The following is a 14,344-nucleotide window of genomic DNA, read 5'->3' on the forward strand; positions in this document are numbered from 1 at the left end:
CAATATTGACTTTTAAGTAAACAACCTCTATAATCTATTCATACCCCGCAGGGTATGTGGGAAAATTCCAAGTCGAAAGCATCGACCATGAAGCTCTTTAATAAAATATAGTTAAACAAGACATATATTCGAGGAGGTACCTACACTCATGCTGTGGTTGTTGTTAGCTGTCCTCGCAGCAGTGGTGGCCTGGTGGGCTGTGCGGGAAATCTCGCCGGTCAATGGGCTGACCTTCGTGAGTCCGGAAGAACTGCGCGGACCCGATACAGAAGGACATGAGATGCAAATGCTCGATGTTAGAGATGCTGTGGATTATATTCAGCATCATGTCCCCGGGGCGATCAATATCTCGATGGGGCGATTGCCATATGTGCACAAAACACAGTTGGCGTCTGAAGAACCCATACTCATTTTGGCTGAGAACAGCCGCCAGACCAAAAAAGCGGCACGTATGCTGAAGCGTTACGGTTTTCTGCGGTTATATGCACCCCAAAGTGGAAAAGGAGCCTATGGCTGCGGTGTTTGCTGTTAAAAAGCAGGCCGCAGAGCATCTGATGAATAGTCGCTAATGTGATCCAAATTGGCAAGAGTGCCGCTGATATCAATTACCGGTTGATCCATTGCATTGAGAGCAGCCGTAGATCTGTTTAGTTAATCAATAAAAGAACCTGGCAAACTGCGCCAGGTTTTTTTATTGAAGCTATATTTCGGTTTGAAATTTAGATATTGTGAATGTAGATTTTGTCATCAACAGCCAAACCCTGTGGAAAATGGTCCAGATAGGCGCGAATGGCTTCATGTGCATCGATCTCCAGAAGCTTGCGTCCCTCCTTGTATTTCTTCAGCACTTGCTCACCGCCTCCAGCCACGCGGTAGGTCTTGTGTAGGTCCAGCGGCCGGCCGCCGATTTCAATATGCTGGATCCGGTGACCTCTCGGATTATAAGGCTTAAACGCCATGGCAAGGTTCGAGGACCGAAGGAGATAACCGCCCTTTTGCTGAAAGGGATCCGGAGCCATCACTTGCTCGAGGTTGGTCTCAAGAGCGTTCAAAATATCTTTACCTTCCAGCTCCATCATGAATATTCGGGGATTGGTAGGGATGATATTGTACAAATCCTTGGTGGTCAGCGTTCCAGGAAGCACCGGAGCTCCGTATCTCCAGCCATGGGAGAAGGTTACATCTGCGCCAGTGGTATGCTTGTAAGCATCTGTAATCAGACGGTCCATTGGCGCCTCATTCAGCGTCATCCGGTGCAGTGGGGTCATCAGCTTGCCGGCTGCAGGTGATAGAATATCTGCATAGGGACTTATGATCCGCTGGATGATGTCCGCTGTCTCCGGATCAGATTCATATTCATCCTCAAACAGCGTAACCAGCTCGTGACGGATATCGGTAATGCGGGTACCGTCATATTCCAGATCAATTCGTCCGATAAAAGAACCATTGGCTCCGGACTGCACGATAAAAGTACCATTCGTGACAATCGGTCTTTCAATCCGGTCATGGCTGTGGCCGCTGAGCAATATATCAATACCGGGAACCAGCGAAGCAAGCTTGATATCAAGCGGTAGACCCATATGGCTGAGTACAACGATCAAGTCGACATGTTCTTCAGTGCGGAGGCGCGGAATAAGTGTCGTTAGCTCGGTCGTTCCTAGCGTGAATTTTACATGTTCCGAAAAGGATGGAGGCATGGTCTCATGAACATGAGGATAGGTCAATCCGACGATGCCTACTCTGCAGCCTTGAAATTCCTTGATGACATAAGGTTCATACATTAAATTCGGATCATTGCTATGCAAATTGGCTGCCAGAACCGGGAACTTCAACTGTGTGGACAATCGGTGCAGCTGTTCGGGTCCATAAGCATAATCCCAGTTGCCTGGGACCATGGCATCAAGCCCCATGGCATTCAGCAGCTCGGTCATCATATTTCCTTCAGACAGTACTAGCGGAGCCGTGCCATGAAAAACATCTCCACCATCCACAAAGAGTACATTGCTGCTTTGCTTCCGCAGCTGTTTTACATAGGAGGCAATCCGGTCAAAGCCGCCGGCATTGCGGTAAACGGGCCGATCCGAGTGCCAAAAAAACTCAGGATGAGCTTCAAGACATCCATGGGTATCATTTTGCTGGAGAAGCGTTAGTTTCGTATTCAACAGGCAAGCCTCCCTGAAAAAGAATTTACATGCATAGAAAGAAAGGAGCATTTCAATTGCAAGTGATTATGCTTGGACCTTTAATGCTGAAATATTCGCTGCTTATAACGATCATTTCCGTGGCGGCAGGATACCTTGTTACGCTTTTTCGTACGAGATACTTGGGAACGGATATTCGAAAGCCCATACTGGATGATCTGATGACAGCGCTTTTGATCGGTATCCTCGTATGGAAATTCAGCACTCTTGTATTTGATTTCAAGTCGGTCATCCGTTCACCGCTGTCGCTGCTTTATTACACGGGAGGCACACAGGGAATCATACTGGCTGTTATTATTGGTATCCTGATTCTCACTTATAAATGTATCCGGCATCGCAAGCCGTGGGTGCTTCATGCCAATGCTGCACTGACCTGGCTGATTGCGAGTTATGGTGTTATGAGCCTGCTTCAAGTTTTCTTATCGGATGGGGGAATAAGCTCGATTGCCACCGCAATTGTCACCGCAGCAGTGATTCTGTATCAATTCAGGCATAAAGAACAGTTGAACAGCCTCCACCATCTAGATGTCTCAGTAATGTGGTCAGCCATCGGGATGTTCGCAGTCTCGCTTTTTGGCGAGAATGATATATTATGGTTAGGTTTCAGCAGCAAGCAGCTTATTTTGCTCTTCATTTCCATTCTGTCTCTCATTATTAAGGTTATTATGGAGAAAAGAAACCAACTTTAACGAATTCATATCATTACTCATGCTGCCGGATAGAGTGGCCGAAGCTTTGACTTTAGATTAGAAGATGACCTATCGAAAAAATACTTTTCTGCAAGAACCGCGTATAAACGCGGTTTTTTTTGGCGATGATACTAATTTTAGGCGAGAATTCATTGACATCTTTCCGGTAGAGTGAATATAATATGCTTAACAAGTTTATATATGAACATATGCTCATATTATATTTACAGTTTGGATCGGAGGCATTACGATGGCTGAAGCAACCGGTAAAATGAAACGGGAGCTCGTTCTGGATGGATTGGATTGCGCAAGCTGCGCAATGAAAATCGAAGACGGTGTGAAGAAGATGGAGGGCGTCACTTCCTGCTCCGTCAATTTCGTTAAGCAAACGTTAACCTATGAGACCGATGAAGAAAACGAACAGCTGCTGACCCGTGTAAAGGATAAAATTAAGAAGCTTGAACCACATGTAAAGGTGCTGGAACCCAATAAAAAGCCGCGGGGAACACAACATCACGAGCTTCATGATCACCATGCCGGACATAATCATGAACATGGTCATGATCACAACCATCCTCATGAACATGGCCACGAGGATGCACACGGAGAAGAGGGACATTCCCACTCCCATGATCATGGAAGCGGTGGAACCAAAGTCATGGCGATACGACTGGCCGTTGGTGCTGTTTTGACCGCAGTGGGAATGCTCGTTCATGCGAATTCAATTGTTGAGCTTGTTATTTTCCTGGCAGCTTATTTGGTTGTCGGAGGCGATATCGTCCTTCAGGCCGTTAAGAATATTATACGTGGCCAAGTATTTGACGAGTATTTTCTGATGTCGGTAGCGACGATAGGCGCTTTTGGAGTTGGACAGTATCCGGAAGGCGTTGCGGTCATGCTGTTCTATCAGGTGGGTGAGATGTTCCAGGGAATTGCAGTGAACCGTTCCCGTAAGTCGATCAGCGCGATGATGGACTTGCGTCCGGATTACGCTAACCTGAAAGTGGGCAATGACACCAAACGTGTAGACCCGGAAGAAGTGCAGGTTGGCAATCATATTGTCGTAAAGCCCGGTGAAAAGGTGCCGCTTGATGGTATGGTTATCGAAGGAAATTCCATGGTGGATACATCGGCATTAACTGGTGAATCCGTACCCCGTGAAATTGAAAAAGGCCAAGAAGTATTAAGCGGATTTATCAATAAGAACGGCGTGCTTACCATTGAAGTTTCCAAGACTTTTGGCGAATCGACGGTATCGAAAATACTGGATCTAGTTCAGAATGCGAGCAGCAAAAAGGCTCCTACTGAGAATTTCATAACCAAATTTGCCAGATACTATACGCCGGTTGTCGTTATCGTGGCGCTGCTGCTGGCACTTGTACCACCGCTGATTGTAAGCGGAGCCGCCTTTTCGGATTGGATATACAGAGCACTTATTTTCCTCGTGATTTCTTGCCCATGCGCACTTGTGGTATCGATCCCGCTCGGCTTCTTCGGGGGCATCGGGGCTGCTTCCAAATCGGGTATTCTGATCAAGGGAAGCAACTATCTGGAAGCGCTGAATGACGTTAAATATGTTGTGTTTGATAAAACAGGTACCCTGACCAAAGGCGCTTTTAAAGTGTCTGATATCCACACATCCCTGGAGGGTTTTGGAAAAGATCAGCTGCTAGAGATTGCGGCCTATGCCGAATATCATTCCACTCATCCGATTGCAGAATCGATCCGCACGGCCTTCGGCAGAGAATTGGACGAAGCAAGGATTGAAGGCTACAACGAGATTCCTGGACATGGCATTCAGGTTAAGGTGGACGGTAAGGAAGTATTGGCAGGGAATACGAAACTTATGAATAAGGAATCCATTCACTTTGAACTGCCGGCGCAAGCGGGAACAACGGTTCATATCAGTGTGGACCATCAATATGCCGGATATATTACCATTTCAGATGAAGTGAAAGAAGATGCGGCTGAAGCGATCCGGACACTCAAGCAAATGGGCAAGACGACCATTATGCTGACGGGTGACGCGAGAAGCGTCGGTGAAGAGGTTGGACGCTCGCTGGGGCTGGATGAGGTTCATGCTGAACTTTTACCGCAAAATAAGGTTGAAGAGATCGAGAAACTGGACCGTAGAAAATCACCAAAAGAGAAGATTGTGTTTGTGGGTGACGGAATTAACGACACGCCAGTGTTAGCCCGAGCGGATGTTGGTATCGCGATGGGGGGGCTGGGTTCAGATGCGGCTATTGAGGCAGCAGACGTTGTTATCATGACGGATGAACCATCCAAGATTGCATCAGCCATTCATATCGCTAAGCGAACACGCCGTATCGTATGGCAGAATATTATATTCGCGCTTGGTGTCAAAGGGATCTTCCTCCTTCTTGGAGCATTTGGTATCGCAACAATGTGGGAAGCCGTATTCTCGGATGTAGGCGTGACGATCATTGCGGTTCTGAATGCGATGCGGGTACTGAAGGTAAGGTAGCTGCATGAAGTAAGAGCTTATATCAAATAAGGGACTGTCCGATGATTCGGAACAGTCCCTTTCGCATTTAACAAGTTGCTTATTTGATATTGTACGGCAGCTCGAAGGTCCACAAATCGGTTCCGTTTTCTTTGGAATCCGGATCGGTTACACCAAAGTCATTATCATTGACAATCACCAGTGTATGTCCGTTTACGAGGGAAATTCCTTCGATTTTTTCATTGGGATACTTGAATTCAACCGCATCCAATACAGTCCGTTTTACAGGAGTTTGAATACCTGCCTGGCGGACTTCGCTCAGGCTGAGCTGTTCCAGAGTTTTACCAGCTTTGGCTGTGTCATCGTACTGCCCAAGGATATTCGTGGCATTCTTCAGATCAATTGAAAAGATCTTCTTAAGCTGGGCGGCGTCTCCGGCATTTTTGTCGCGCTCATCGATGAGGAGTGTATTCTCATTTACCACGAACATATCAGAAATAACAATGTCGGATTGCTTCAGATCCTTATACTGATCGGCGTCCTCTGTAATATAGGCATATTCGGCTACCGGTTTCAATGTGGACAGATCAATTTTCAAAATGCGTAAGGTACGGGAGTTGTCCACGTTTTTATCCGGGTTACGAAGAGGGCTCTGCATCGCCATGAACATCCATTTTCCGTCCGGTGTAATGCCAACGGCTTCGGCTCCGCGATTCTGGCGGCGGGTCAGATATACGGCCGGTAGATTATCCTTCAGCGGCAAGGCGGCGGTATTAAGCTCGGCGCTGATACCTTTTGGTGCAATACGCTGAAGCATCGTGCCATCACGTTTTACCTGAACGAGGTAAGGACCATACTCATCGGAAATCCAGAACGTGTCATCCTGCGGATTATACGTTAGTCCTTCGACATCGAGTCCATACGGATCGTAGGAGATAACTTTTTCAGCAGCTGTGTCATACGGCACTTCATCACGGGTTTTCAGGTTTGGCAGTCCGGTAATCAGATTCGTTCCAGTGACTGGATCCTTGCCATTGATTTTCAGCGGAATCGTGTCAAGGATGTTGATTTGTCCTTTTTCCAGCTGGATTTTATATATCGTTGGAGTGTAATTCGGAAGAGGAAAAGTGCGGCGGGTGGTTCCATTGACATCCACTTCACCGTTTGGTCCACGGTCAGCAGTTGTGTAGAACACATTGTCCGGGTCTCCGGGAATATGGGTAAGGGAAGAGCCGATGCCAAATTTGATGTTTTCCGCCAGATCCTTCTGATGAAGTGTATACGTTCCCGTCAGCTTTGGTTTGTCCGAGAATAAAGCCGTTTTGCTGACATCATCCCAGTCTACATATTTGCCCAGCAAATTTGCCAAGTCACGTACAGGTAAAAAGAGACGCCCTTGTTCCTCAATAGCAGCCGTTGATGGTGTGAATGCTTGTCCATTAGCAGAATATTGGACCTCCGGTGATGCGGCATGAACGGAAGGAAGAAGAGCGGAACCAACCGTTAGAGCAGCGATTGCTGAGATAAACCATTTTTTTGACATGTTATGTATGACCCCTTTCGAATGATGACCAAATATGTATATGTATCATGGATTATTGTATAAACCGAGTGTTAACGAGGTGTCAATGAAAAATCAGGGGAAGGTAAAATGTTGCGATTTATGTGAATAAGCAGGAAATGAGCTGTATTTTTTGATACAATGTTTGTAAATGAGAAAGATTCTTAATTGGAGAGAGGGAATAACGAATGAATATATCAGAAGCTATACGTACACGTCGCAGTATCGGAAAAGTCACACAGGAGGATATTCCTGTTTCTCAAATCGAGCAAATATTGGAGGCTGGGACTTGGGCACCGAATCACCGGATGACAGAGCCTTGGCGCTTCTTTGTACTTAGAGGCGAGGGACGAAAGGTACTTGGAGAAGCTTTGGCGGATGTAGCGCTGGCTTCGGCTGCAGATCCGGCATCACCGGAAGCAGCGGCTGCAGCGGAATCGGCAAGAACGAAGCCGATGCGAGCGCCAGTTGTGATTACAGTTGCCGTGACACCCAAAGAGCATGAGAAGGTCATTGAACTGGAGGAGTATGGAGCCGTCTTCGCAGCGATTCAAAACATGCTGCTGGAAGCCCATGGACTTGGTCTGGGTGCCATCTGGAGAACGGGTGCGCCAACATATCATTCGAAGATGAATGAACATTTCGGGCTTGGCAGCAAGGATAAGGTACTTGGTTTTATATATCTGGGTGCACCTGTTGAGGGACAGCAGCTTCAGGGTAAACGTAAGTCTTTCGAGGAACTGACCGTATGGATTGACGAAGAAGGTTCTGTTGCAGGGAAGTAATAAGCCCAATTGACAATAGAGTTCTGTAAACCCGCGCTTAGGGCGCGGGCTTTTTAGTGTGTGGTTAAGTGTTTCAATCAATAAAAGCAAAAGATGGCATAATGTTGAAAAAACTTGCTCTTGGCAAGTGAGACTGTGAAGGAAATGTGAAAAAGCCGCTGAAACGGTGAAAAACAACGTGACATGTTCAAATCATTCATATCGTTTCTTTACAGTTAGCGATTACAATGAGAGCGAAAACAAAAAAACTGTCCCATCAAGTCTAAAATCAGACTTTTGGAACAGTCTTTCTTCATGTCATCCGTGCTGGGTATGCTGAAGTGTTTGAACAAAAATTTGTTCGATATGTGTATCATCAAGCGAGTAATAAACCGTTTTGCCATCTTTGCGGCGTTTAACAATTCTTAAATTCCGCAGATAACGGAGCTGGTGGGATACAGCCGATTGTCCCATACCGAGCAGAATTGTCAAATCATGTACACACAGCTCTCTTTGCAGGAGTGCGTTGATTAGTTTTACCCGTGTGGGATCGCTGAATGCCTTAAACCAGTCGGCTACCTGTGAGGCGGCTTGATCATCGATCAGTCCTTCTTTTATTTTGCTTAGTTCAGACTCTGAACCCATGCAGGTTGCATCGCATTCTTCAATTGGATTGACGGACTGTTCCATGGATTAATCACCTTTCTCTCGGTTCCGTGTTAAAGCTGATTATCCCAATTATAGCAAAAGAACACTTTAAACGGAATGATTACAGTTAAGAAAAAAGAGGAAATCCGTTTTACGTATGCATCATTGTAGGAGTGTAGCCAGAAAAGACGTAAAATTATTAAAAATATAGGGTTCCATGGTATACTTCATTTTAAAGAGGAATCCTTTAGAAGGAGAGATGATGTTGGGTAAAAAGACACGTATTACGGTACTCGGAGTAATCCTTTCAAGTATGCTGTTGGCAGGCTGCGGAGTTAAGGAGGCTGAACCGGAGAAAGGTCATCAGGATTCTCACCAGGTGGTTGCTGCGAATGGGGATTTGCAGGAGATGACGCTGGGAACGGACAAGCTCCCGACTTTTCTGGATTCGCTTGATCCTGCTCTTAAGACCGCATATTCTACGGCAGCCAGCGTGAAGGACATTTTGACCTCGATCCCGTGCTACTGCGGCTGTGGAGAAAGTGCCGGGCATCAGAGCAACCTGAACTGCTTTATTAAAGAAGTGAATGCGGACGGGAGCGTAGTGTGGGATGATCATGGAACCCGCTGCGGGGTCTGCGTGGAAACCACGATGACCGTATCAAAGCTAAGCAAGCAGGGGAAATCGGTTAAGGACATTCGCAATATCATTGATAAAACTTACTCTACAGGTGAATATGCGGCTCCAACGCCTACGCCTGAAGTCATGTAGATTCGTATGGATTCGAGTGAAGCTGCGCAGGTAAATAGCCTGCGCTTTTTATTTTTTTTTGAATCTAAATGAAAATCATTCTTTAAAAAGTCAACTTTTATTCCGATGTAGTTCATAATAGTTTAATATGTATATAGCAAATATATATAAAAAGAATGGTGAATCTTGATGAATATGAATTCTCGGGTACCCCTGTATCAGAAAATCCAGCATTACATACTGGAACTAATCCGTACCAGCGGACTTCAGTCCGGGGACCGGATTCCTACCGAGAAAGAACTGATGAAGCAGTTCAATGTCAGTAAAATCACGGTGGTCAAAGCACTCTCCGGCCTCGCTGACGAGCAGATTATTGACCGGGTGCCTGGCAAGGGCAGCTTTGTCGGGAGCGGGAACCCCAAAAAAGGGAGCACGACAGTGGACTCTTCTTCTGAGTCAATATCAGTCCTTAAGTCGAGTCAGTCCACGAAACTGATAGGTCTGGTCATTCCATCTATTCTGGATTATTTCGCCATCCGGCTTATTAACGGCGTTAAGACAACGCTTGATGAGCATGGATATCGGATGATGATTCTCTTATCTGAGGGTGATATTGAGAAGGAAAAGGAAGCGCTGAAGACACTCCACGCATTCGGAGCGGAGGGTATATTAATTTTTCCGGTCGATGAGGAGCATTACAATGATGAAATCCTCAACATGAAATTCACTGGATATCCGTTTGTGCTGATGGACCGCTTTTTGCCCGGGGTAGAGACCGACTATATTGCTGCAGACGGCAAGCTCGGCGCCCAGCTCGCGGTGGATTATTTGTGGGAGCTCGGACACCGGGAAATCGCGATCTGCTCGGACTCTCCAATTCAGACAGTTACGGTTCAGGAACGGATTGAAGGCTATATCACAGCTCTGAAAAATAAGGGGGCGATGATCAATCCGGCTCATATCATTACGGACTTTCACATTCAAAGTCTGAAAGATGCCGAGAATCACCCGCTTTTCCGCTATATGCGGAACCGGATGGCAACGGCTTATATTACCTTAAACGGCAGGCTTGGCGTCCAAATGTATCAGCTGGCCGGTCGGGCCGGTCTCAAGGTACCTGGAGACTTGTCCATAATAAGCTTTGATGAGCCGACTTCTGTCGTGGATGATTTCAGTATTTTCACTCACATTAAGCAGTTTGAATATGAGATTGGGTGTAAGGCGGCAGCAAGGATGCTGGAAGTGATTCGCAGCGGAGATGACAAACCGGGGAGAACCTACAGTAAAATTTTGCTCCAGCCTGAACTCGTACCCGGACAGACAACGGGTATCCCACCTGCCTATCACTAAACAACTTAATATTTTGCTAAAAAAAATGAAATCTTTTCCTTCACGGAAAAGATTTTTTTTGCTGTTTTGTTGCAACTTCAGATAATATAGAGCTTCTATTTTTTGTGAAAACGTCGACATGAGGATGATTAATCATCAAATTTTTTTGTTAATACCATATTGAATATATTGAATATATAATATATGATAATTCCTAAGTCTGTAAGAATAACCTCTTCGATATACATTCGCGATGTAGTTATTCTTGCAAATACAAAATGTTCAGCTTAGATGAAACTGAAGCAACAAGGGGGGAAGCAATATAAAAAGAACCAACCGAGTGAGCAGTTTGCAAACGCTTACAAACAATGGCTGGTTTTATTGATCATCAAGAAGAGAGGTGAGGTTTATGAAGTCATCTTTACTGTGGAGAAGGGTTTGGCGTCACAAGCTGTTCTATCTATTCTTAATGCCCGGAATTGTATGGTTTTTTATCTTTTCCTATGTTCCTCTTTATGGACTTCAGGTCGCATTTCGGGATTTTACGTTTGTAGGCGGCTTTACAGGCAGCCCGTGGGCAGGACTCAAGTATTTCCATCAATTTTTTGATTACTATCAGTCCTCAGCCATTATTAGAAATACCATCATTATCAGCTTGTTGAAGCTCCTTATCGGTTTTCCCATGCCGATCATCCTGGCCATTCTGCTCAATGAAATCCGCAACGTTAAATTCAAGAAAACGATCCAAACGCTATCTTACCTTCCTTACTTCGTCTCATGGATCGTCGTCGTAACGCTGATGCAGCGCCTTCTCTCCATGTATGGGGGACCGCTAAACGATCTATTGTCCTCTTTCGGCGCAGAACCTGTCCAATTCATGAATAATACAACTTGGTTTTATCCCTTGGTTCTGGGATCCGATGTCTGGAAAAATATCGGCTGGAACTCGATCATTTATATGGCAGCGATTGCCGGCATCGATCAGCAGCTGTATGAAGCCGCGAAAATTGATGGGGCAAGCCGCTTCCGCCAAATCTGGCATGTGACTCTTCCGGGAATCCGTAATATTGCGGTTATTTTGTTTATTCTCGCCACGGGTAGTTTGATGAGTGCAGGCTTTGAACAGCTGCTCCTGTTAAATGGACCGGCTACCGCAAGTATCGGTAGTGTTCTGGACGTGCATGTCATTACCTCGGGTATTCAGCAGGGACGACTCAGTTATGCAGCAGCCGTTGGGCTGTTCCAAAGCGTGATTGCTTTAGTACTGATCGTCACCGTGAACTGGATTGCCCGGAAAGTCAGCGATGTATCACTGTTCTAGGGGAGGGCTGGTATGAAGACAAATACTTTTTCCGTATTCAATCTCTTGAATTACATCCTGTTAACTCTGTTTGCGTTCTTGATGATATATCCATTTATCTACATTCTCATTTACTCGCTAAATGACGGGAAGGATTCGATGCTCGGCGCATTGTACTTTTTCCCCCGCAAGCTTACATTGGACAACTACATCCAAGTGTTCGACAACAAACAAATCTGGCAGGCCTATAAAATTACCATCTTGAGAACGGTCATCGGAACCGTGCTGCATGTGCTGCTATGCACACTTATGGCATATGCGCTGTCGAAGAAAACCCTGCCGGGACGCACTTTTTTTACCTTCTATATCTTCCTGCCAACGATATTCAGCGCAGGATTTATCCCTTATTTCATTACGCTTCAAAAGCTGCATCTGATCAACTCTTTTTGGGTATATGTCATCCCTATGCTGTTCAACTTCATGCACATTGTCATCGTCCGCACGTTTTTGCAGGGGATCCCCGAAGAGATTGAGGAGTCGGCTCGAATCGACGGATTAAATGATTTTCAAATTTTCATGCGGATTATATTGCCTTTATCCGGACCTGTGATTGCGACCATCTCGCTTTTCATCGGAGTAGCGCATTGGAATGACTGGTTTACAGGGACTTATTATGTCTCTAACAAAAATCTCATTCCGGTTCAAACGCTTTTGCAGCAAATGCTTACGGAAGCTGAGGCACTATCCTCATCCATGCAGCGAGCAGCGCAGCAGGGGGGACAGACTGTAAACGTCAATATGGCGGGAGCAACACCGGAATCTCTTCGTATGGCGCTGCTCGTCATAACCGTTTTCCCGATTTTATGCGTGTATCCATTCCTGCAAAGGTACTTTGTTAAAGGTGTCATGATCGGTTCGGTCAAAGGCTAGGATACAGGTTCCAAAAAGGAACTTGATCATATTATTTTATTGGATGGGGAGGGATCATATGGCTAGATTACGTGTAAGAGCGGCCTGCACTCTGTTGGGGGTCATGATGCTGACAGGGCTGTTGTACGGATGTGGAGGTGGTGGTGGCGATTCAGCGGACGGTAAAGGAACCACATTAACGATTCTGAATAACTGGAATGGCTCTACTGGACCTGACAGCGATACAACACCTGTTACAAAGGCGATTGAAGACAAGACAGGTATCAAAATGAAAATTGACTATACCAAAGGCAGCGAGGTAGAAAAGGTCAACACGATCTTTGCGACACAGGATCTGCCTGATATTTACACTGGCCCTGCTTGGGGCGGCGAGCTGGACGGAATTATCAAAGCAGCCAAAGAAGGGCAGCTTGTCGATTTGAGCGATAAACTCGACAAGTACCCGAATCTTGCCAAGGCGGTTGCCAAAGAAAATGTACCGCCGGCCTTGTATGAGAAAGCTATTGGAGGCATTGACGGCAAGAAGTACATGATGTATCAGAATCAGCCAGCAACCGGGGATGATGTGAATGACTGGCTGTACGGCTTCTATGTGCGCAAGGATATCGCAGACAAAGTGGGCGTTGATCCGCAGTCGGTAAAAACAAAAGAGGAATTGTACCAATTCCTGAAAAAAATCAAAGATGCGAATTTGACTGAAAATGGCATGCCTGTCATGCCGCTCGGCGGCTTCCATGATGGCTGGGCCGTGGGCATCGGGAACACACTTTTCTATGGAACAAGTTATGTCGACAAAGGTGATGGCAGCCTGGAGAATGTGTTTTTTACCAAAGCCTATGAGAATTACACGCTCTACTACCGTAAGCTGATTTCCGAAGGATTGCTCGATCCGGAAGTATTCACGCAGACCGACCCGATCGCAAACGAAAAAATCAAGCAGGGGCGTATAGCGGTATTGGCAGCACATTACCCTGCCATTCTTGATGCATCGAAGGACTATGTGAAATCCCATCCGGGCACGGATTATGTTCCTGTCGGACCTTTGGAGCGAGCAGGAGCAGAACCGGATCGTCCTGTCGATTTAGCTATTCAGGGCAACAATGTAACTGTCATTACGAAAAAATGTAAAGACGTCGATGCGGCACTCAAGCTTCTGGATTACCTGGCGTCAGATGAAGGATTCATGCTTGTACATTATGGTGTTGAAGGCGTGCATTGGGAAAAGACAGATGGCAAGCCTGTCGCCAAAAAGGAATGGTTTGATAAATTCTACGAAGATACCACCGGTAAAGTGAAACGGGATCAAGGGATCGCGATTGGGCTTGAAAATATGACAGGTCTGGACCGCATAAACTCTGTAGGGGGAGGAGATATTTGGGCAGACCAAGGCCGATTGGCGGCCATGGACAATGCACGCAAGATTTTACGTCCGAACGGTATCAGCGTGATTTCCGCTTTTAATCCTAGCGACGTGATTACCAAAGCACCGGTATGGGAAACGTTGAAGCCATCCATAGATCAAATGACGGATGTGTGGAAGCAGGCGATCTTCACGAAGTCGGACGATGCAGCTCTGAAAGTGCTGAATGATCTGCGTGATCAAATCAAGAAAACCGGATACGATGAAGCGATGCAGTATGTCAATGAACAATTGAAGGGAAAAGAAGTTGTTAAGCTCTCCATGCCGAACTAAGGAGGAATATT

Annotated in this window: 12 protein-coding genes; 9 read left to right on the plus strand and 3 right to left on the minus strand. The window is 46.1% G+C overall.

Going from position 1 to position 14,344, the window contains the following annotated elements; translation table 11 throughout:
* Positions 1-148: 148 nt before the first annotated feature.
* Positions 149-532, plus strand: coding sequence for a rhodanese-like domain-containing protein (locus E6W40_RS08345; RefSeq protein WP_136605060.1), 384 nt, complete (start codon positions 149-151; stop codon positions 530-532).
* 187 nt (positions 533-719) lie between these two features.
* Here E6W40_RS08345 and E6W40_RS08350 read toward each other — a convergent pair whose 3' ends face one another.
* On the minus strand, positions 720-2,162 hold the full coding sequence (locus tag E6W40_RS08350; RefSeq protein ID WP_246072919.1) for a bifunctional metallophosphatase/5'-nucleotidase: 1,443 nt from the start codon (positions 2,160-2,162) through the stop codon (positions 720-722).
* Positions 2,163-2,218: 56 nt separating this feature from the next.
* Between E6W40_RS08350 and E6W40_RS08355 the strand changes: the two genes are divergently transcribed.
* Together E6W40_RS08355 and E6W40_RS08360 are read left to right on the plus strand one after the other, a co-directional pair.
* On the plus strand, positions 2,219-2,890 hold the full coding sequence (locus tag E6W40_RS08355) for a hypothetical protein (protein WP_136605062.1): 672 nt from the start codon (positions 2,219-2,221) through the stop codon (positions 2,888-2,890).
* A gap of 250 nt (positions 2,891-3,140) precedes the next feature.
* A complete protein-coding gene (locus E6W40_RS08360; RefSeq protein WP_136605063.1) occupies positions 3,141-5,378 on the plus strand; it encodes a heavy metal translocating P-type ATPase in 2,238 nt (745 codons plus the stop codon).
* A 79-nt stretch (positions 5,379-5,457) separates the two neighbouring features.
* Here E6W40_RS08360 and E6W40_RS08365 read toward each other — a convergent pair whose 3' ends face one another.
* Positions 5,458-6,900: an esterase-like activity of phytase family protein gene (locus E6W40_RS08365; RefSeq protein ID WP_136605064.1), complete on the minus strand. Its 1,443-nt coding sequence runs from the start codon at positions 6,898-6,900 to the stop codon at positions 5,458-5,460.
* Between the two features lie 206 nt (positions 6,901-7,106).
* Between E6W40_RS08365 and E6W40_RS08370 the strand changes: the two genes are divergently transcribed.
* Positions 7,107-7,703: a nitroreductase family protein gene (locus E6W40_RS08370; RefSeq protein WP_136605065.1), complete on the plus strand. Its 597-nt coding sequence runs from the start codon at positions 7,107-7,109 to the stop codon at positions 7,701-7,703.
* A 297-nt stretch (positions 7,704-8,000) separates the two neighbouring features.
* On the opposite strand, the gene E6W40_RS08375 is transcribed toward E6W40_RS08370, so the two are convergent.
* Positions 8,001-8,372: an ArsR/SmtB family transcription factor gene (locus E6W40_RS08375; protein ID WP_136605066.1), complete on the minus strand. Its 372-nt coding sequence runs from the start codon at positions 8,370-8,372 to the stop codon at positions 8,001-8,003.
* 217 nt (positions 8,373-8,589) lie between these two features.
* On the opposite strand from E6W40_RS08375, the gene E6W40_RS08380 reads away from it, so the two are divergent.
* The 5 genes from E6W40_RS08380 (at position 8,590) to E6W40_RS08400 (ending at position 14,333) form a co-directional block, all read left to right on the plus strand.
* Entirely contained in the window at positions 8,590-9,102 is a 513-nt protein-coding gene (locus E6W40_RS08380) for a PCYCGC motif-containing (lipo)protein (protein ID WP_136605067.1), read from the plus strand.
* Between the two features lie 168 nt (positions 9,103-9,270).
* Positions 9,271-10,431, plus strand: a complete 1,161-nt coding sequence (locus E6W40_RS08385) for a GntR family transcriptional regulator (RefSeq protein ID WP_136605068.1) — start codon at positions 9,271-9,273, stop codon at positions 10,429-10,431.
* 388 nt (positions 10,432-10,819) lie between these two features.
* Entirely contained in the window at positions 10,820-11,731 is a 912-nt protein-coding gene (locus E6W40_RS08390; RefSeq protein WP_136605069.1) for an ABC transporter permease, read from the plus strand.
* Between the two features lie 12 nt (positions 11,732-11,743).
* A complete protein-coding gene (locus tag E6W40_RS08395) occupies positions 11,744-12,640 on the plus strand; it encodes a carbohydrate ABC transporter permease (protein ID WP_136605070.1) in 897 nt (298 codons plus the stop codon).
* A gap of 58 nt (positions 12,641-12,698) precedes the next feature.
* Entirely contained in the window at positions 12,699-14,333 is a 1,635-nt protein-coding gene (locus E6W40_RS08400) for an extracellular solute-binding protein (RefSeq protein ID WP_136605071.1), read from the plus strand.
* The last annotated feature ends 11 nt before the right edge of the window (positions 14,334-14,344 follow it).

The organism is Paenibacillus dokdonensis (genome assembly GCF_004916975.1).
Lineage (GTDB): Bacteria > Bacillota > Bacilli > Paenibacillales > Paenibacillaceae > Paenibacillus_AQ > Paenibacillus_AQ dokdonensis.

Coding starts and splice junctions, on each gene's coding strand:
- E6W40_RS08345 (WP_136605060.1), top strand. CDS start 149: ATGCTGTGGTTGTTGTTAGCTGTCCTCGCAGCAGTGGTGGCCTGGTGG.
- E6W40_RS08360 (WP_136605063.1), top strand. CDS start 3,141: ATGGCTGAAGCAACCGGTAAAATGAAACGGGAGCTCGTTCTGGATGGA.
- E6W40_RS08365 (WP_136605064.1), bottom strand. CDS start 6,900: ATGTCAAAAAAATGGTTTATCTCAGCAATCGCTGCTCTAACGGTTGGT.
- E6W40_RS08370 (WP_136605065.1), top strand. CDS start 7,107: ATGAATATATCAGAAGCTATACGTACACGTCGCAGTATCGGAAAAGTC.
- E6W40_RS08375 (WP_136605066.1), bottom strand. CDS start 8,372: ATGGAACAGTCCGTCAATCCAATTGAAGAATGCGATGCAACCTGCATG.
- E6W40_RS08380 (WP_136605067.1), top strand. CDS start 8,590: ATGATGTTGGGTAAAAAGACACGTATTACGGTACTCGGAGTAATCCTT.
- E6W40_RS08385 (WP_136605068.1), top strand. CDS start 9,271: ATGAATATGAATTCTCGGGTACCCCTGTATCAGAAAATCCAGCATTAC.
- E6W40_RS08390 (WP_136605069.1), top strand. CDS start 10,820: ATGAAGTCATCTTTACTGTGGAGAAGGGTTTGGCGTCACAAGCTGTTC.
- E6W40_RS08395 (WP_136605070.1), top strand. CDS start 11,744: ATGAAGACAAATACTTTTTCCGTATTCAATCTCTTGAATTACATCCTG.
- E6W40_RS08400 (WP_136605071.1), top strand. CDS start 12,699: ATGGCTAGATTACGTGTAAGAGCGGCCTGCACTCTGTTGGGGGTCATG.